Annotated in this window: 19 protein-coding genes; 6 read left to right on the top strand and 13 right to left on the bottom strand. The window is 71.2% G+C overall.

Annotated features, from left to right (window positions below):
* Window positions 1–4: 4 nt before the first annotated feature.
* The 3 genes from AB0J93_RS11375 to AB0J93_RS11385 all read right to left on the bottom strand — a co-directional run bounded on the left by AB0J93_RS11375 (window position 5) and on the right by AB0J93_RS11385 (window position 3073).
* Entirely contained in the window at window positions 5–856 is an 852-nt protein-coding gene (locus tag AB0J93_RS11375) for an oxygenase MpaB family protein (RefSeq protein ID WP_363920662.1), read from the bottom strand.
* A gap of 118 nt (window positions 857–974) precedes the next feature.
* Window positions 975–1976 carry an aminoglycoside phosphotransferase family protein gene (locus tag AB0J93_RS11380; RefSeq protein WP_363920664.1) on the bottom strand — a complete coding sequence of 334 codons (1002 nt, stop codon included), beginning with the start codon at window positions 1974–1976 and terminating at the stop codon, window positions 975–977.
* Window positions 1977–2053: 77 nt separating this feature from the next.
* On the bottom strand, window positions 2054–3073 hold the full coding sequence (locus AB0J93_RS11385) for a hypothetical protein (protein ID WP_363920666.1): 1020 nt from the start codon (window positions 3071–3073) through the stop codon (window positions 2054–2056).
* Window positions 3074–3369: 296 nt separating this feature from the next.
* On the opposite strand from AB0J93_RS11385, the gene AB0J93_RS11390 reads away from it, so the two are divergent.
* A complete protein-coding gene (locus tag AB0J93_RS11390; RefSeq protein WP_363920905.1) occupies window positions 3370–4116 on the top strand; it encodes a phosphotransferase in 747 nt (248 codons plus the stop codon).
* An 82-nt stretch (window positions 4117–4198) separates the two neighbouring features.
* On the opposite strand, the gene AB0J93_RS11395 is transcribed toward AB0J93_RS11390, so the two are convergent.
* The 4 genes from AB0J93_RS11395 to AB0J93_RS11410 form a co-directional block, all read right to left on the bottom strand.
* Window positions 4199–5053, bottom strand: a complete 855-nt coding sequence (locus tag AB0J93_RS11395) for a phosphotransferase (protein ID WP_363920668.1) — start codon at window positions 5051–5053, stop codon at window positions 4199–4201.
* Between the two features lie 33 nt (window positions 5054–5086).
* Window positions 5087–6616, bottom strand: a complete 1530-nt coding sequence (locus AB0J93_RS11400; RefSeq protein ID WP_363920670.1) for an alpha-N-arabinofuranosidase — start codon at window positions 6614–6616, stop codon at window positions 5087–5089.
* Window positions 6617–6741: 125 nt separating this feature from the next.
* Window positions 6742–7758 carry a LacI family DNA-binding transcriptional regulator gene (locus tag AB0J93_RS11405; protein WP_363920672.1) on the bottom strand — a complete coding sequence of 339 codons (1017 nt, stop codon included), beginning with the start codon at window positions 7756–7758 and terminating at the stop codon, window positions 6742–6744.
* Between the two features lie 95 nt (window positions 7759–7853).
* Window positions 7854–8696, bottom strand: coding sequence for a methyltransferase domain-containing protein (locus tag AB0J93_RS11410; protein WP_363920674.1), 843 nt, complete (start codon window positions 8694–8696; stop codon window positions 7854–7856).
* 191 nt (window positions 8697–8887) lie between these two features.
* On the opposite strand from AB0J93_RS11410, the gene AB0J93_RS11415 reads away from it, so the two are divergent.
* From AB0J93_RS11415 to AB0J93_RS11430, 4 genes are all read left to right on the top strand, one after another.
* Window positions 8888–10039 (top strand): Gfo/Idh/MocA family oxidoreductase, encoded by a 1152-nt coding sequence (locus AB0J93_RS11415; protein ID WP_363920676.1) that lies wholly within the window; start codon window positions 8888–8890, stop codon window positions 10037–10039.
* 76 nt (window positions 10040–10115) lie between these two features.
* Window positions 10116–11270 (top strand): dihydrodipicolinate synthase family protein, encoded by a 1155-nt coding sequence (locus AB0J93_RS11420; protein ID WP_363920678.1) that lies wholly within the window; start codon window positions 10116–10118, stop codon window positions 11268–11270.
* 53 nt (window positions 11271–11323) lie between these two features.
* Window positions 11324–12121 carry a sugar phosphate isomerase/epimerase family protein gene (locus AB0J93_RS11425; protein ID WP_363920907.1) on the top strand — a complete coding sequence of 266 codons (798 nt, stop codon included), beginning with the start codon at window positions 11324–11326 and terminating at the stop codon, window positions 12119–12121.
* Window positions 12122–12239: 118 nt separating this feature from the next.
* Window positions 12240–12605, top strand: a complete 366-nt coding sequence (locus tag AB0J93_RS11430; RefSeq protein ID WP_363920680.1) for a hypothetical protein — start codon at window positions 12240–12242, stop codon at window positions 12603–12605.
* A gap of 95 nt (window positions 12606–12700) precedes the next feature.
* On the opposite strand, the gene AB0J93_RS11435 is transcribed toward AB0J93_RS11430, so the two are convergent.
* Entirely contained in the window at window positions 12701–13606 is a 906-nt protein-coding gene (locus tag AB0J93_RS11435; protein ID WP_363920909.1) for a 5'-3' exonuclease, read from the bottom strand.
* A 106-nt stretch (window positions 13607–13712) separates the two neighbouring features.
* Here AB0J93_RS11435 and AB0J93_RS11440 point away from each other — a divergent pair, with 106 nt between their 5' ends.
* Window positions 13713–14093, top strand: a complete 381-nt coding sequence (locus tag AB0J93_RS11440) for a VOC family protein (protein WP_363920682.1) — start codon at window positions 13713–13715, stop codon at window positions 14091–14093.
* Window positions 14094–14106: 13 nt separating this feature from the next.
* Here AB0J93_RS11440 and AB0J93_RS11445 read toward each other — a convergent pair whose 3' ends face one another.
* The 5 genes from AB0J93_RS11445 to AB0J93_RS11465 all read right to left on the bottom strand — a co-directional run bounded on the left by AB0J93_RS11445 (window position 14107) and on the right by AB0J93_RS11465 (window position 17206).
* The gene (locus AB0J93_RS11445; RefSeq protein WP_363920684.1) at window positions 14107–14403 is read right to left on the bottom strand and encodes a hypothetical protein; all 297 of its coding nucleotides are present in this window, start codon (window positions 14401–14403) and stop codon (window positions 14107–14109) included.
* Window positions 14404–14503: 100 nt separating this feature from the next.
* Window positions 14504–15301 carry an ABC transporter permease gene (locus AB0J93_RS11450; protein WP_363920686.1) on the bottom strand — a complete coding sequence of 266 codons (798 nt, stop codon included), beginning with the start codon at window positions 15299–15301 and terminating at the stop codon, window positions 14504–14506.
* The gene (locus AB0J93_RS11455) at window positions 15298–16236 is read right to left on the bottom strand and encodes an ATP-binding cassette domain-containing protein (protein ID WP_363920688.1); all 939 of its coding nucleotides are present in this window, start codon (window positions 16234–16236) and stop codon (window positions 15298–15300) included. The genes AB0J93_RS11450 and AB0J93_RS11455 overlap by 4 nt, the downstream gene beginning before the upstream one ends.
* Window positions 16233–16604, bottom strand: coding sequence for a hypothetical protein (locus AB0J93_RS11460; RefSeq protein ID WP_363920690.1), 372 nt, complete (start codon window positions 16602–16604; stop codon window positions 16233–16235). The genes AB0J93_RS11455 and AB0J93_RS11460 overlap by 4 nt, the downstream gene beginning before the upstream one ends.
* Window positions 16604–17206, bottom strand: a complete 603-nt coding sequence (locus tag AB0J93_RS11465) for a helix-turn-helix domain-containing protein (RefSeq protein WP_363920692.1) — start codon at window positions 17204–17206, stop codon at window positions 16604–16606. Before AB0J93_RS11465 ends, AB0J93_RS11460 begins: the two co-directional genes overlap by 1 nt.
* Window positions 17207–17254 lie beyond the last annotated feature (48 nt).

Genomic DNA, 17254 nt, shown 5'->3' on the forward strand with positions numbered 1-17254 from the left:
CGGGTCAGCCGGGGTGTGGGCCGAGCTGGTCGATGGTGTAGCCGTCGGGGTACGTTCGCGTGCTGATCACCCCGTCGGCGAACAGCGGCTCGGTGCGTGGCCGGCCGACGTGGCGCACCAGCCACGCCCGCACGCGCAGCCCGGCGTGCAGACCGGCCCGTACCGGCCAGGCCGGGGCGGCGACCCTGGTGGCCGCGCGCAGCCGGTCGTCGTACAGCGCGGCGACCAGGGCGTCGCCGACGGGAGCAAGCGGGCGGGGTAGCCGGCCGAGCAGCAGCTCCCGGGTGGCCCGCTCGATCGCCGCCGCGTCGTCGTTGGGGCGCAGGTGCGCCGCGTCGTACGCGTCGAACCAGGCGGCGAACTCCGGATAGGTCTCCGGGATGTCGGTGATCCCCATCCGACGGCCAAGTTCCCGGTAGAAGGCGTGGGTGGCGTGCCGTTCGTGACAGCAGGTACGACGCCAGCCGTACCGGTCTATCCACCGGGTCGGGACCACCACCAGGCAGCCGAGCACGTACCGGTAGTGGTCGTTGCCGATGCCGTACGGGCGGTGTATCTGGTTGACCCGGCGCAACGCGGAGCGCCCGCGCGGATGGTCGAAGCCGTTGAGCATCATCTCGTACATCAGCAGGCCGGTGTCGTCGATGCGCTTGCGGGTCCGCCGGGTCAACTCGCCGGTGGCGGTGTGCACGGCGGCGATCTCCGGGATCGAGAAGGAGCGGTTGAACGCCAGGTTGAGCCCGAGTCTCAACTCCCAGCAGAACTCGTGGCGCAGCATCGTCTGGTAGATCGCCAGGTGGTCACGCTCGGGGTCGAGCGAACGGATGTGCGCCAGGTTGGCGTGACGGTCTCGCACCGGCGGCTCCTTCACGGTCGTCGACCGTTGGTCCGGCTGGCTGGCCGGGCTGGCCGGCCCGTCCTGGCTGGTCCGGGCCGGGCGGCTGGGCCGCTCGTGCGGCGTTCCGCCGGCCAGCTCAGGCCGCGGCCAACTCGGTCAGGTCACGGTCGAGCAGCTCGGCCAGCAGGGCGTGCCGGCCGGGGTCGTTGTCCGGCGTGATGCCCCGACTCGGCATCTCCACGGTCATCAGCAGGTGCAGGTGCATCCGGTACAGCGCGAGCCGGCGGCGGGTGCCGTCGTCGAAGACCAGCGGTACGCCGGTGGCCTCGGCGTACCCGCGCAGGAACGGGTGCGTCGGTTCGTCCTCGGCGCGGCGGAACAGCAGCGGAGAGACCAGATCGAGCAGCGGATCGCCGTAGAGGAACCGTTCGCCGTCGACCAGGCCACACATCCGGTACGCACCGTCGGCGGCGGCGGCGAGCACGTTGCCGTCCCAGCAGTCGAAGTGCAGCAGCGCCGGCCGGCGTACCGTGTCGAGCAACTCGCCGTGCCGGGCCACCAGTGCCCGGAACCGCTCCGGCGGCACGGGCAGCGCCACCGCCCAGTCGGCCGCGTCGGCGAGCAGGTCGTCGATGATCGCCGCGAACGCGGCCGACCAGGTCGGTCCGCCGGTACGGCCGGCGTCGTAGCCGAACCGGTCGCCGGTGATCCGGTGCAGGGCGGCCGTCGCCGCGCCCAGGTCGGCGCGGACCGGGCCGTCGTCACCGTCCAGGTCGGGCAGGGCCCGGCCGGGCAGCCGGCCGGTGACCAGCCACTCACCGAGCCGTCGATCGCGGCCGTGGTGCAGCACCGGCGGCACCGGCACCTGCGGTGCCCGCTCGGCCACCAGCCGGAAGTAGCGGGCCTCGGCGGCGAGCAGATCGGCCTCGTAACGCAGCAGCCGGGCGGTCGGCGGCGGGGCGACCTTGAGCACGACGTCCCGACCGTCGTCGAGGCGGGCCCACCACACCGCGGCGAAGCCCCCGCCGGACAGCGGCCCGCAGTCGGTCACCCGCCGATTCGGGCCGAAGGACGATCGTACGAAGTCGACCACGTCGTCGGGGGAGAGGACCCGTTGCGTTGGACTGACCGGTGCCACCCGGACAGCGTAGGGGGCTGCCCGTCCGCTGTCCGTCCCGTCCGCCCGCCGCTGATCGAGGTAGTCCCCGACGACGGTCAGTGGCGTGATTCGGTCGACGGGTCCGGCGCGTACTCGAGCACGACCCCCTTCAGGTAGCGCGGGGTGGTGGGAAGATCTGCCGCGCCCACCGCGAACATCAGCGGGCTGCCCGGGACGCTGTCGAGCCCGTGCAGGCTCATGCCGACCGCGTCCGGCGGTTGCGGCGCCGGGACGCCGGTCCAGGCGCCTTTGCCGTACGTGACGAGCGAAGCGCTCGGCGCCGGTGAATTGTCGATCAGCCACGGCTGTCCGGCCAGGTCGGTGACCACGTCGGGCAGTGCGCCACCTTGGGCGTACCTGAGCAGTTCGAACGATCCACCGCCGCCGCGCACGGTCAACCCGCCGTCGCCGACCGCCCACAGGTCGCTCGACGAGCGACCGGCGAGCGCTCCGAACGAGGACTCGTCGTCATTCATGCCCACCTGGGCCGTGCGCCAGCCGGAGCCGTTCCAGTGAAAGAGCAACGGGCCCTTGAATCCCTGCCACGCGCCGTTGCCGGCGGCCCAGACATCATTCGGCCCGAAGGCCTTGATGGCGGTGAAGGTGCAGAAGTTCGGCATTCCGCCGAAGGATGTGCCGCCGGTGCGGCATTCGGCGGGCGGCTGGTGCGACCGCCAGGATCGTCCGTCCCACTGCTTGATGATCACATCGTTGAGGTCATTGCCCACCAACCAGGTCTGTCCGCCGAGGACGGCAAGTCCGGTGATCAGTGCGTGGCTTTCGCCGTCGCCCCGCGCGAACGGCACCTCGCGCCAAGCGCTCCCGTCGTAGTGCAGGACGTGCGTCACCTGATCCTCCGGAGTGGCGGCGGCCGTGCTGCCGACCGCCCAGACATTCCGGGCCGAGTCGGCGGCGACGAGGTCGAGACGACCGCGCCACGAGATCGCCGGCAGCGGCGCGCGTGCCCAGTTCCGTCCGTCCCACCGAAGGATCAACGGCGTGCCGGTGTCGTCGGGCTGTTCGGGCGAGTAGGCCTCGCTGCCGACGGCCCACGCGTGCGTGGCGTCCACCGCCACCACGTCCCACAGCACGCTTGTCGGCCCGGCCAGTTCCGGCAGCGCGGCCAGCCGCCAGCTCGGTGCCGGCGCGGCGGTCCCGACGGCTCCTGGTGAACTGTCGGCGGTTGTCCCGGAGGGGGCCGAGGTGTTCGTGCTGGCCGATCCGCCGGTGCACGCCGACGCCAGCAGGACAGCGGCCATCGGTACGGCAAGCTTGCGCATGGCGTCGATGATCGCATCGCGCGGCAACCGACGTTTGGCGATCGACGTTCGCCCCGATAATCGCGGTGACGTCGGTGGTCGATCCGGTGATAATGACCGCCGTGGAGGGGATCGAGGTCGTTGTCGCCCATCAGGAGCGGGCGACCTTGCGCGTCGGCGACGTGTTCCTGAAGATCGACACTGATCAGACCCGCATTGATGTCGAGGTCGAGGCGATGGCCATCGCCCCGATCCCGACACCGGAGGTCCTGTGGCGCAAGCCGCCCGTGCTCGCGCTGGCCGCTCTCCCGGGGAAGGCACTCGGGCGTCTCGGTGAGCCGTCGTCGGCATCGTCGGCAGCGTGGGCTGCGGCGGGGGCCGCCGTACGGAGGCTGCACGAGGCGCCGCTGCCGCCATGGCCCGGTCGGAGCCCCGACGAGTTGGCGTCCCGCCTCGACGGCGAGTGCGAGTGGCTGCTCAGGAACGGCGTCCTCCCCGCCGACGTGGTCACCCGCAACCGTCGGGTTGCCAAGGCTGCGCTGCGGCCGTGGACACCGGTGTTCGCCCATGGCGACCTGCAGATCACCCACGTCTTCGTCGACGGTGACGAGATCACCGGCGTGGTCGACTGGTCCGAAGCGGGCCCCGGCGATGCCCTCCACGACCTGGCGATTCTGACGCTCGGACACGAGGAGCACCTCGACGACGTCGTGGCCGGCTACGGCACCGACGTCGACCTCGACATGATCCGAGCGTGGTGGTCGCTGCGGAGTCTGCTGGCGAGCCGTTGGCTGGTCGAGCACGGCTTCGACCCGTCCGCACCGGGCTGCGAGTTCGACGTGCTGAGGTCCCAGATGTAATCAGCCCGCCTCTCGCGACCGCGTCGACGCGCCGAAGGTCACCCGTTGGACGCTGCCGACCTGACCGGGCTGTTCGTTCTGGTCAACCCCGGACATCCCCGAGTGCTTCGGAAATCATTCGATGCCCCTGGGCCTCAAATGCCTCGTCGCCAACTCGGTGGGCCCACGCCGCGGTGCCGATCGCCTCGCGGACCCGGGTGCGGTGCCACGCGTCCGGCTCGCGGGGATCAGGCCCGTACCCGTCGAGAAAGGCCGCCTCGAGTCTCGGATCGCGACGGAAATCCTGGGCGGCCAGCCGGCCGAGGTCGGTGAACGCGGGGCGCATCGCCGCGCGACCGAAGTCGATGACGCCCACGACGCCGTCGTGGACCAGCCAGTTGCGGGGCTGCCAGTCACCGTGCGTGGGTACGAGGTGGGCCGGCGGGGTCGGCCACGAGGTGATCTCGGCCCGAAGCCGCCGCACGGTGTGCCCGGGGATCCGATGTGGTCGGCACAGCCAGGCCAGCGACTTCTCGTTCTCGCGTCTCTCGTGGTCATCGTCGGTGACGGCGACCTGGGCGTGCAACAGTGCCAGCAGCTCGCCGGCCTGCCGGTAGATGTGCGGGTCATCGGCGTGCACACTGCCGAGCACCAGCTGACCGGGCAGGTAACGGGTGACGAGCAGCTTCGCGTCCGCGTCGCCGCTTACCAGAGTCGGCGCACGACCCCGATCCGTCCAGGGACGCAACCAGTTGGCATGGGCGTCGAGTTCGCGTCGGATGCCGTGATCGTCGTCGCCGCCGGCCTTGACGATGAATCGCGAACCGACGCAGGACACCTCGAGGACGGTGGTGGCCACCAACCCCCAGCTGTGGTCCGCCTCGACGGTCGCGCCCGGAAGCCACCGTCGCAGCAGCGCCTGCTGCCGCGGCGTGAGGTTTCCGAGCGCGGACGCCACGGCGGAAAGGATACGAGTTGGCCGTGGGAACGGTCAGACCCCGCCGGGCCGGGTTACTTGCGCGACCGTCAGCGCGGTCCATGACACGGGCGGCAGTTCGACGGTGAGCAGGCCGTCGGAGAGCCGCGCTGTGTCGTTGGTCCGCAGCCCCACCCGGTGCGGGTCGCGCAGGTCGTTGGCGGCCCGCACGTCGGTGTCCCAGATTCCCCGGGCCGAGACGGCACCGGTGGGCTGGAAGGCGCCGACGTCGATCGTCACCGCGGTGGCCTCGGTGAGGTGCCGATTCTGCAGGAACACCGACAGCGCGGTGCCGTCGCTGGTCGCGGCCGCGGCCACCACCGGCACTGAGCCGAAGGTCGCGGTGGCCGTCTCGTCGGCGTCGGCCAGCACCCGCAGCGCGTCGCCCCGGGCGGCGTGCGAGGTCACCGAGAACGGGAAGAACGTGGTCTGCCGCCAGGCCGGACCGCCCGGCTCGGTCATGATCGGCGCGATCACGTTGACGAGCTGCGCGAGGTTCGCCGAGGTGACCCGGTCGGCGTGGTTGAGCAGGGAGATCAGCAGACCGCCGAGGACCACGGCGTCCGCGACGGTGTACCGGTCCTCCAGCAGGCGCGGCGCGACCGGCCACTCGTCGATGGTGAACGTGCGGGCCTGCTCCTGCCACCGGCTCATGTACCAGATGTTCCACTCGTCGAACGCGAGGTCCACCCGCTTGGACGACCGCTTGACCGTGCGTACGTGGTCGACGGTCGCGACCACCGACTCGATGTAGGTGTCCATGTCGATCCCGGAGGCGAGGAAGCTCGCGAGATCACCGTCGTGCTCCTGGTAGTACGCGTGGCAGGAGATGTAGTCGACGTCGTCGTAGGCGTGGGTCAGCACGACGCGTTCCCACTCACCGAAGGTCGGCATGCCACGGCCGGACGATCCGGAGGCGACCAGCTCCAGGTCCCGGTCCACCTGTCGCATCGCCTTCGCGGTCATCGCCGCGAGCTTGCCGTAGTCGGTGGCATCGCGGTGGCCGAGCTGCCAGGGGCCGTCCATCTCGTTGCCGAGGCACCACATGGCGATGCCGAACGGCTCCTTGCGGCCGTTGGCGGCCCGTTGCTCGGCGCGGGCGGTGCCGGCCGGCAGGTTCGTGTACTCCAGCAGCTCGACGGCCTCCTTCGGGCCTCGGGTGCCGAGGTTCACGGCCAACATCAGCTCGCTGCCCACCAGGTCGAGCCAGTGTTGGAACTCGTGCAGGCCGACCTGGTTGGTCTCGGTGGAGTGCCAGGCGAGATCGAGCCGGCGCGGCCGCTCGGCCGCCGGCCCGACACCGTCCTCCCAGTTGTAGCCGGAGACGAAGTTGCCGCCCGGGTACCGAACCGTGCTCACCCCGAGCTCCTTGACCAGCTCGATCACGTCGCGCCGGAACCCGTCCGGACCGGCGCTTGGATGCCCGGGCTCATGGATGCCGTCGTAGATGTGGCGACCGAGATGCTCGACGAAACCGCCGAAGAGTCGGCGACGGACCGGGCCGATGGTGAAGGCCGGGTTGATGGTGAGGTGCGCGCGGGGCATGGGGCTCCTTACGATGATCACTCACGATAACGTTTTCGGCGACGGTCGACGAGCCCTCGGCGGGCCGCTGACGTCGCGCGGGTAACCCAGCATCGGCGCCGGTGGCAGGGGCCCGCAGACCTGCCTCACCTCGGGGCGGGGCCGGCGCTGTCCCGACGGATCAGTTCGGCGGCGAGCGACTCGACCCGAGGGCTGGCGGCGCCCGGGTCGAGCGCCAGGGCCATCGCCCGCACGCCCATCTCCACAAGTGGCAGTCGGACCGTGGTCAGTGCCGGTGTGACGTCGCGGGCCATCGGCATGTCGTCGAAGCCGAAGACGCTTACCTGCTGCGGCACCGGCACCGCGCGGGCGCGCAGCAGCGCCAGCGCCCCGATGGCCATCGAGTCGTTGAGCGCCGCGATCGCGGTCAGGCCGGGCTCCGCGTCGAGCAGCCCAGCGGTGGCCTCGGCACCGCCGTCGCGGTCGAAGTCAACGTACCGGATGCGGTGTTCCGGCAGGTCCCGGCCGTGTTCGGCGAGTGCCGCGCGTAACCCGGTGAGCCGGTCGGTGATGGTGGTCAGCACGCGGGGCCCGGCCACCACGCCGATGTGTTCGTGGCCGAGGCGGCACAGCTCTTGACCGAGGAGTTCGCCACCGCCCCGGTTGTCCGGCATCACCGCGTCACCGGAGTGCTCGTGGCGACCGATCACCGCGACCCGGCCACCGGTGGCCTCGTACGCGGCGAGCTTGCCGTTGAGCAACCGGGTGAAGTCGGCGTCGTGGTACCCGGAGCCGGCCAGGACGATGGCGGCGACCTGCTGACCTCGCAGCAGCTCGACGTACTCCAACTCCCGCTCCGGGTCGCGGTAGCTGTTGCAGATCATCAACAGTCGGCCCTGGTCGGTGGCGACCCGTTGCAGACCCCGGGTGATCTCCGAGAAGTACGGGTCGGAGACGTCGTGCACGATCACCCCGACGGCGCCGCGGTGCGACCGGGCCAGCAGTTGGGCGTGGGCGTTGGGCACGTACTGCAACTCGGCGACGGCCCGCAGCACCCGCTCGCGCAGTTCCTCGGTGACCGGCTTGCTGCTGCCGTTGATCACGCGGGAGGCGGTGGCGGGTGAGACACCGGCCCGTCGGGCCACATCGGACAGCGTCGCCACACCCGCCCCCTCACGCGTCGCGCCGGCCGCTGTCGCGGCGACCAGCGACACCGTACCGCAGTGCGGGGCCTTTTCCGGAGCGTGGTTAGCGCAGGTCAAGGCCGCAGGTCCGGCCCGCCCCGCCCGGTGTCCGCCGGGCGGTCGGGGACGGTGCCCCGGGCGAGGAGATGGGCGCTCGCCGCGACCAGGGCCGTCTCCCCTCGGTAGACGCGGGCGAGCCGCAGCGCCGCGGTGTAGACGGTTTCCGCCATCGGCCCGTGCGCGGCCGCCTCGGCGGCGATCCAGGCTGGTCCCTCGATGCCGTCGACGGCCAGCTCGGCCAACCCGGCGGTACGGCATTCGTCGAGGAGTTCCTCGACCCGGTGGAAGTAGGCGTGGGTGAAACCGAGACGCGCGTCGTTCCGGCCGTCGGTGAGCAGCATCCCGGCTTCCTCGACCATCCGGTCGTCGAGCCGTCCGGTGGCGGCGAAGTCGAGCGGCCCGGCGAATCGTGAGATCGCGGCGGCGAGGACGCGACCGCCGGGCCGCGTGACGCGGAGTGCCTCCGCCAGGGCCCGGCACCGGTCGGCGCGCTGCGGCAGGTGGTACAGCGGCCCCAGCAGCAGGGTGGCGTCGTAGCTGTCGTCGTCCTCGGGCAGCGCGCGGGCGTCGGCGACCTCCGCGTCGACCGTGGGGTGGCCGGCGCGGGCCTGGGCGACGTGCGCGGGCACCAGATCGAGCAGGCGTACCTGGTAGCCGAGGCTGACGAGGGCCCGGGCGTACTCACCGGGCCCTCCGCCGACGTCCAGGATCCGGGCGGGCGGTGCGGGCAGGTACGCGCGCAGCAGTTCCAACGTCCGGGTCCGCTCCAGCCGGGCCTGTGGCCGTGCGGCGAGCCGCAGGTCCTCGCGGTACCGGTCGGTGTAGTACGCGACGATCTCGTCGGACTGGTCATCCATCCAGCGATGGTCCTCGTTTGAGTGGCGAGGTGGCCAGCGCTTTGTTCGTGCAGTCGTCCCCCGGCCACGGCGTGCACCGCCGAAATTTCCGCCGTCGGGCAAGCCCTTGCCTGGCCGTGAACGCACGGCCTAATCTGTGCAGGAAAGCGCTTACCTGACCGGTGCGAGCGCCTACGACGGGAAGGACCCCCATGACCCGCAGGTCGATCGGCATCATCGTGAACGGCGTCACCGGCCGGATGGGATACCGGCAGCATCTGGTGCGCTCCCTGCTGGCCATCCGTTCCGCCGGCGGTGTGCCACTGACCGACGGCACCACCGTCTGGCCGCATCTCGTCCTCGTCGGCCGCAGCGAGGCCAAACTGCGCGAGATCGCCGAACGACACGGCCTGGACGAATGGACCACCGACCTGACCGCCGCCCTCGCTCGCGACGACATCCAGATCTACTTCGACGCACAGGTGACCCAGCAGCGGGAGAAGGCCATCCGGCAGGCCATCGAGGCCGGCAAGCACGTCTACACCGAGAAGCCACTCGCGGAGGACACCGCCGCCGCCCTGGACCTGGCACGCGCCGCCCGGGCGGCCGGCGTACGCACCGGTGTGGTGCAGGACAAGCTCTTCCTTCCGGGGCTGCGCAAGCTCAAGCGACTGCTCGACGGCGGCTTCTTCGGCCAGGTGCTGTCGGTACGCGGCGAGTTCGGCTACTGGGTCTTCGAGGGTGACTGGCAGCCCGCGCAACGCCCGTCGTGGAACTACCGGGCCGCCGACGGCGGCGGCATCGTGGTGGACATGTTCCCGCACTGGCACTACGTGCTCGCGGAGCTGTTCGGTGAGGTACGCGCCGTCTCCGCCACCATCGCCACCCACATCCCCCGTCGGGTCGACGAGGCCGGGCGGCCCTACGAGGCCACCGCCGACGACGCCGCCTACGGCATCTTCGAGCTGGAGGGCGGCATCGTCGCCCAGCTCAACTCGTCCTGGTGCGTCCGGGTGCACCGCGACGAACTGGTCGAGTTCCAGGTCGACGGCACCGAGGGCAGCGCGGTGGCCGGGCTGCGGCGCTGCCGGGTGCAGCACCGGGCGGTCACCCCGAAGCCGGTGTGGAACCCTGACCTGCCCGCCACCGAGGACTTCCGTTCGCAGTGGACGGAGGTGCCGGACAACGAGGACTTCGACAACGGATTCAAGGTGCAGTGGGAGGCGTTCCTGCGGCACGTCGCCACCGGTGAGCCGTTCCCGTGGGACTTCCTGGCCGGCGCCCGTGGCGTGCAGCTGGCCGAGCTGGGCCTGCTGTCGGCCCGTGCGGGGCGCCGCGTCGAGGTGCCGGAGCTGGCCCTGTGAGCGAGCGAAGCGAGCGAACCAGCAGGCTCGGTAGCGCGGCGCCTCGCGCCGCCGGCGCGCGGAGCGAGGCGGCGGCGTGAGCGGAACCGAGGTGGCCCTGCCCGGCGGCCGGCGGCTACGGCTGTCCGGCGGCGGCGGACATCCCCGCCCCGACGGCCCACCGGACTGCCGCATCGCGTACGCCGCCGCGCACGTGGTGGCCGACCCCGCCGCCGACAACACGCCGGGCACCCCGGCGGCCCTGGACTGGGACCGTACCCTCGCCTTCCGCCGGCACCTGTGGTCCTACGGCCTGGGGGTGGCCGAGGCGATGGACACCGCGCAGCGCGGCATGGGCCTGGACTACCCGGCCACCCGGGAGCTGATCCGCCGCAGCGCGGCGGAGGCCCGGTCCGCCGGTGGGCGGATCGTCGCCGGGGCCACCACCGACCAGTTGCCGCCCGGCCCGGCGACGCTCACCGAGGTCACTGCGGCCTACCGTGAGCAGCTCGACGACGTGCAGGCCGCCGGGGCGGTGCCGGTGCTGATGTGCAGCCGGCACCTGGCCGCCGCCGCCCGCGGCGCCGAGGACTACCTGCGGGTGTACGACGAACTGCTGCAAGCCGCCGACCGGCCGGTGGTGCTGCACTGGCTCGGTCCGATGTTCGACCCGGCGCTTGCCGGTTACTGGGGCACGGCCGACCTGGACCTGGCCGCCGACACCGTCGTCGAGCTGCTCAAGGCCCACGCGTCCCGGGTGGACGGGATCAAGGTGTCGCTGCTCGACGCCGGGCGTGAGGTGGCGTTGCGCCGCCGGCTGCCAGCGGGCGTACGCCTCTACACCGGCGACGACTTCCACTACCCGGAACTGATCCGGGGCGATGGCGCCGGCCATTCCGACGCGCTGCTCGGCGTCTTCGCCGCCATCGCGCCCGCCGCGTCAGCCGCGTTGGCCGCTCTCGACCGTGGCGACCTGACCCGGTACGACGAGATCTTCGCCCCGACCGTGCCGCTGGCCCGGCACCTGTTCGCCGCACCAACCTGGTACTACAAGACCGGCATCGTCTTCCTCGCCTGGCTGGCCGGGCACCAGGAGCACTTCATGATGGTCGGCGGGTTGCAGTCCGGCCGCTCACCGGAGCACCTGGGCACCCTGCTCACCCTCGCCGACGCCGCCGGTCTGCTGCCCGACGCCGAGCTGGCCGCGGCCCGCGCCCGGGCCTTCTTCACCGTGGCCGGGGTGACCCAGTGACCGGGCCGGCTCACGGGGGCGGGCGCGCGGCCGGGTCGGCGAGCCGGACGGCCCTGCGCCGGTTCTCGTTCAACCAGGCCACCGCCCAGCACTGGCCGCTGCCCGACATGGTCGCCGGTTGTGCCGCCGCCGGGGTGCCAGGCATCGGTCTGTGGCGGGAACCGGTCGCCGAGTACGGTCTCGGTCGGGCCGCGAAGTTGGTCCGTGACGCCGGGCTGGCGGTCAGCACCCTGTGCCGGGGCGGGTTCTTCACCGCCGACGACTGGCGGGCGGAGAACCTGCGCGCCATCGACGAGGCCGCCACGCTCGGCGCACCGGTGCTGGTCCTGGTCTCCGGCGGCCTGCCCGTCGGCAGCCGGGACATCGACGGTGCCCGCGCCCGGGTGGCCGACGCGATCGCCGAACTGGCCCCGCACGCCGACGCCGCCGGGGTGACCCTGGCCATCGAGCCGTTGCATCCGATGTTCGCCGCCGACCGGTGCGTCATCGCCACCCTCGGTCAGGCGCTGGACATCGCCGAGCGGTTCGACCCGGGCGTGGTCGGTGTGGTGGTGGACGCGTACCACGTGTGGTGGGACGACACCGTCCACGACCAGATCGCCCGTGCGGGGGAGTGGATCGCCGCGTTCCAGGTCTGCGACTGGATCACTCCGCTGCCGGAGGGGGTGCTGCTCGGCCGGGCGCTGCCCGGCGACGGCTGCATCGAGCTACGTCGACTGCGCGAGGAGGTTGACGCGGCCGGCTACACCGGCCCGATCGAGGTGGAGGTCTTCAACGCCGAGGTCTGGGCACGTCCCGGCGAGCGGATCCTGGCCGCCGCCATCGACGGCTACTTGCGCGAGGTCAGCTGACCCGCGGGCCGGTTCTAATGGCTGATTTTTGATAAGCTTCTGCGCCGCTATTGTGCGAGTGATAACTTGACTTCACCGGATAATGTGCCTGGATTCTTCGAAAGGGCCGGTGGCGTTAATGGACATCATCAACCAAAGCATTTCGGCGTCTCAGTCCGGAAATCGATGGACGCTTAGCGTCCCGTATATCGAGACGTTCACCGCGGCAGAGATAAGCCAAGGCTTCGAGTTCGAGCGTTGGGTGACATTCTGGGAATGGGACGACTCTGATCACGACCATTTGACGAATGGCGCCGCTGTTCGATTCAGACCGACCTCGGTGCGGCTCAGTCGCCGGTGGACCTGGTCCGACATTCCTGGCGACGTACTCGACACCGAATTGGGCGGTGAGGAGATTCGCGCTCAGCTATTCCTGAGAAACTTCACCACATCCTCAGTGGCCATCAGCAAATTCACTCCCATCCTTCAAATTGCGCCCGATTGACCTGTGCGCTTCAGGGTGCCCTCAGATGGGTTCGAGAAGGTCTGTTGGTGTGGGCGGCGTGACATCTGCCCTGCCCGGTGGGCGTTGATTCCGGGTCAGCTCATGGTGCGGGTGGCGAGCGCGTCGACCAGGCGTCGGGTGGAGCCGGCGAGGTTCCACCGCTCGGCCAGGTCGAGCAGCCGTTCCGGGTCGGCCGGCGACACCGGCAGCTCGGTGGCCAGCGGCGGCAGCGGCACGTCCAGGGCGACCTTGACGACCTTCGGCGCCACGGCCAGGTAATCCCGGGCCGCGTCGAGCTTGGTGCGCAACCCGGGTGCGAAGCCGGCGGCCGGGTCGTCCAGGGCAGCGAGGATGCCGGCGATGTCGCCGTACCTGTCGACCAGCCGGGCTGCGGTCTTCTCGCCGACGCCGGCCACCCCGGGCAGCCCGTCGGACGGGTCGCCGCGTAGCGCGGCGAACTCGGCGTACCGGTCGGCCGGCACGCCGTAGCGGGCCCGCACGGCGGCGTCGTCGCAGTCCTCCAGCTTGGCCACCCCCCGCCCGACGTAGAGCAGTCGCACGCCCCGGGCGTCGTCGATCAGCTGGAAGAGGTCCCGGTCGCCGGAGACGACCTCGACCGGCCCGGGCTGGGTGACCGAGAGGGTGCCCAGCACGTCGTCGGCCTCGTAGCCGGTCGCGCCGACCACGGTCACACCCAGCGCGTCGAGCACCTCCAGGATCATCGGTACCTGCGGGGAGAGGGTGTCCGGCACCACCTCGCCACCCTCGGGCGCCACCCGGTGCGCCTTGTACGACGGCAGCAGCGCGACCCGCCAGTCGGGCCGCCAGTCGTGGTCCATCGCGCACACCATCCGCCCCGGCCGCCGGGTGCGCACCAGTTGGGCGAGCATGTCGAGGAACCCGCGTACCGCGTTGACCGGCTGGCCGTCGGCCGTCCGCGCGGCGGACTCGGGAATGCCGAAGTACGCCCGGAAGTAGAGACTGGGCGCGTCGATGAGCATGATCGGGGTCTGCGCTGTCACGTCCGACAGCCTGGCACACCGCACCGACTTTCACGGCGCACGGCAGGTCGACGGTGCGCTCCGGTGACGCGACGAAGGAGGAGCGATGACCGTACCGACCCGGCTGACGCTGACCACGGTGAACCTCGACACCCCCGACCCGGCGGCCCTGGCCCGCTTCTACGCGCGCCTGCTCGGCTGGGACATCGCGGTCGAGGAGGCCGACGACGTGATCCTGCGTGCCGCCGACGGCGGGGTCGGGCTGTCCTTCCAGCGGGAACGCGCGTACGTGCGGCCGAGCTGGCCGGCGCAGGTCGGCCGGCAGCAGATGATGATGCATCTGGAGATCGGGGTGCAGGACCTGCCGGCCGCGTTGGAGCACGCGTTGGCCTGCGGTGCGAGCCTCGCCGATTTTCAGCCGCAGGAGGACGTCCGGGTCTGCCTGGACCCGGACGGCCACCCGTTCTGTCTCTGGCTGATGGATTGATCCGGACGCGCCGTCAGCTCGCACCGGCCGTGGCCCGCCCGCGGCGCCGTTTGGCGACGTACGGCAGCACGAACAGGTACAGGCCGGTGATCATCAGCAGGGCCAGCGGCAGCAGCGGCAGGTAGGCGATCCACTCAACCGGATCTTCCTGTGCGAGCGCGACGAAGGTGACGAGGACGGTCACCGTGAACGCGATCGCCAGCCACCGATGGATCTGCCGGATCCAGTTGTTCCACCTCATCGGAACCTCCCAGCCGAGTAGCGGCACCGGTCGGGCGGTCGCCCGGCCGGATATGACCTCGCTGGTCAAGCTAGTGAGGTGAGGTGCCGGCTGCTTCTCGATTCCTGACCGGTCTGGCGCGGCAGCTCGGCACGGTCCGCCCGCCGTGCGAACGGCAGTCGGGTCGCTGTCAGGTGATGTCGCGGCGCATCGGGACGATGACGCCGATGGCGGCGGCGGTCACCGCGTACATGGTGAGCACGAGGGCGCCGACAGCAGGGGGCAGGAGGTGGATGGTCGTGCTGCCGAGTTGTTCGGACATGGCGTCGGCGACGTAGGTGAAGTCGGTCAGGGCGGCGGTCGCGCCGCCCGGCAGGATCGGGTAGAGCAGGTTGACGCCAGGAATCATCATGAGCAGCGTTTCGCCCAGGTACAGGTAGCCGATCACGACGCAGAGGGCGGCGACCTGGTTGCGGATGAGGGCGCCCATGCCCACCCCGATGAGCAGATACACCATCATCGCCACACCGATGCGGCCGAGCAGCGCCAGCACGGTGGGGGCGGGTATACCGAGGTTGACGCCGCGGGCGGCGGCGACGGCGAACAGGGCCACGGCGGCGGTGCCGGCGAGGACGAGACCGTAGGCGAGGCCGACGACCGCGTAGGCGGCGAGTTTGGCCGCCAGTACCTGCCATCGGCGCGGTGCGAACAGGAACGTGACGGCGACGGTGCGGTGTCGGTACTCGGCGGTGACCGCGACGGTGCCGGCGACGGCCGGGACGAGCGCCGTGTAGCCGAGAATGCCGAGGAGCGAGCGGACGCCGGTGTCGGTGTCCAGACCGGGCAGCGGTGGCTCGAAGTTCTCCGGGCCGACAAGTGCCATGACGCCGATCATTCCGCCACCGATCACGGCTGCGGCGACCAGGAGACCGCCCCACATCCGGGTGGCCAGCAGGCGGCGGAACTCCGCTCGGATCAGGTTGGTCATGGTGTGCCTGCCCTGGGGGTGGTGAGCGGTTCGGTGGTCAGGTCGAGGAAGAGCTGTTCGAGACTCGCGTTTTCGGTGACCAGTTCGTGTACGCGTAGGCGGTGCGCGGCCGCGAGGTCGGCGACGCCCGCCGCGTTCAGACCGTGCACCCGCAGCTGGCCGCGCCGGACGATGTCGACGCGGGGTGGGGCGCCCGCGTGGACGGGACTGGTCGCCAGGGTCACGGCGAGGGTGTCGGCGTCGGGTGAGGTGACAAGCACGGTCGGCGGGCCGGCGAGCCGGGACCACGGTCCGGCGGCGACGAGTTCGCCGCGCCGGATCACCACCACGTCGTCAACGAGTTGTTGAACCTCACTGAGCACGTGACTGGAGATCAGGACGGTGCGACCCTTGTCGGCGAGACCGCGCAGCAGGCCACGCAGCCAGGACACGCCCTCAGGGTCCAGGCCGTTGCCGGGTTCGTCCAGCAGCACGACGCCCGGGTCGCCGAGCAGCGCGGTGGCGAGGTTGAGTCGTTGCCGCATGCCGGTGGAGAACCCGCGGGTACGGCGGTCGGCGGCCGCGGCGAGGCCGAGCTGGTGCAGCAGCTCGGTGACCCGGCTGTCGGGATGGCCACCCATCGCGGCGTAGACCCGCAGGTGGTCGCGCGCGGTGTGACCGGGGTGGAACGCGTTGGCGTCGAACATCGCCCCGACGGTGGCCGACGGCCGGGCCAGTCGCCGGTACGGCTTCCCGCCGATCGTGGCGGTGCCGCGGGTGGGTGACACCAGACCGGCGAGGATCCGCATCGTGGTGGTCTTGCCGGCGCCGTTCGGGCCGAGGAATCCGGTGATCACACCCGGTTCCACAGTGAAACTGAGATCGCGGACGGCGGTGATCTCGCCGTACCGCTTGGTCAGCTGCGAGACCTCGATTGTCAGCCCGTCGATGCTCATGCGCGGGCCGCCATCGCCCGGCTGATCGCTTCGGCGAGGCCGGGGGCGTCCGGGCCGGAGAGCACGACCTCGTCGAACTGGCCGCCGGTGCCGGCCCGGTCCAACACCAGGTGCAGCCCGGGCTCACCGCGGCGGGCGGCCACGAGTTGTCGGGGGCCGCCGAACAGACCCCACACGCCGATCTTGACGAAACCGGACACCACGTACCCGCTCCGGGCACCACGGGCCAGGCGCAGCGGGTTGTCCACCCGGGCGACCTGCCGCACCGCGCCGACGGCCACCGCCAGCCGGTCCCGTCCGGTCCAGAGCCGCTCCCATCCGGTGAACCGGATGTCGATCACGTCGCCGGAAAGCATGACGGATGCCATCAGTCGTGTCCTTTCGTCGGTCCGGTGTCCTCGGTGGACTCCGGCGTGCTGTCGGTGGGTGTCGGCTGGTCGGCCGGCATCAGGACGGTGGCCAGCAGCCGTGGGGTTCGCCCGTGGCCCGGCTGGTGGGCGAGCAGCGGGCCGACGAGCGCGTTGAACCCAGCGGCGAACTCGCTCAGCTCGGCGTCGGTGAGGTGCAGGACGAGCTGGTGGTATCCCACGCCGTCGGCGACGAAGTCGATCCGCTCCCGCGCCAGGTACCTGGAGAACTCCGACAGCAGGCTGGACATGAACGCGGTGAAGTAACGCGCGTGCTCGTCGGCGGTCGCTCTGGCCAGGGCCGAAGGGTCCAGCGTCGCGCCGTGCCTGGGTAGCGCGTACACCCGCTCGGTCGCGCCGCGGACCTTGCGTTCCGTCACCACCTCCAGCAGCCCGGCCTTGACCAGTGCCGCGAGATGTCGGTACAGCGTGGCCTGCGGAATGTCCGGCAGCAGGTCGACCAGGTCACGGGTGGTCAGCTCGGCTCCCGCCACGGCCCGCAGGATCCGGATCCGGACCGGATGCAGCGCCAGCTCGGCCCAGCGCTCCCTCGACTCTGTCACCCGCGCACGTTATCACTATCGATAACGATAACGGAAGGTCGGGCCCGG

This window comes from Micromonospora sp. NPDC049374, assembly GCF_040677165.1.
In the GTDB taxonomy this organism is placed as follows: domain Bacteria; phylum Actinomycetota; class Actinomycetes; order Mycobacteriales; family Micromonosporaceae; genus Micromonospora.